Below are 740 nucleotides of genomic sequence, written 5' to 3'. Positions count from 1 at the left end.
AGCGTATATCGATCCAATTTCAAGAGGATTAGTTCTTGAAGGCACAAGCGCCCATCTTATCCGCGCAGAGGACAAAGAAGGCGGAGCTACTGTGTTACGCGATTTGGGATTGATAAACGGCAATTTGCAAAACAACGCGCCTAATTGGGGAAATAACGCCAGGGTTTACGGCGGATCTATGTTTGACATGGTAATTCGTTTAAGGGATGGACTTTATCGTGCGGATCAGGATTTTGTCGGAAGTCAGGGTATTGGGGGAATTGACCTTGCGCTGAATAATGTTACAATGAGATTAGCGGACGTAAGCAGCCGCAAGGAAAGGGCGGATTTTGCGTGGCAGAGAATAAACGCGCAGATTCCGAATGTAACAAATATGCTTGGACGCGAAACAGGAGTCGATTTTACAGATGCCTTTACAGACTTAAAAATGGCTCAATTCGCGCATCAGGCATCGTTACAGACAGCGGCAAAAATACTGCCGCCTACATTGCTCGATTTCCTTAGATAAAGGAGTAAAAAATGAAAGTTGACACTAAAGCCTATGGATCCATGGAAGTTGATGACAAGCAAAAAGTAAGCATTCCCCAGGGGCTTTTTGGTTTTGAGGAATATATTGACTATGTATTACTTGACTCGGAAAATCCGCCGTTTTTGTGGCTTCAATCCGTAGACGAAAAAGAGATAGCGTTTGTTCTGATAAACCCTTTTTTATTCCGCAAAGATTACGAAGCGAATATAAC

Annotated in this window: 2 protein-coding genes; both read left to right on the top strand. The window is 43.4% G+C overall.

Translation table 11 applies throughout. The features are described 5' to 3' along the window. A partial coding sequence (locus ACYVTD_RS14850; protein ID WP_461248488.1) for a flagellin occupies nucleotides 1-508 on the top strand: 508 nt, incomplete at its 5' end. An 11-nt stretch (nucleotides 509-519) separates the two neighbouring features. After that, nucleotides 520-740 (top strand): flagellar assembly protein FliW (gene fliW, locus ACYVTD_RS14845; protein WP_461248487.1); only part of this gene is annotated, 221 nt, incomplete at its 3' end.

It is taken from the genome of Treponema sp. R6D11 (assembly GCF_054786075.1).
The sequence above is the reverse complement of the archived record's forward strand: the minus strand, read 5'-3'. Positions and strand labels throughout refer to the sequence as shown.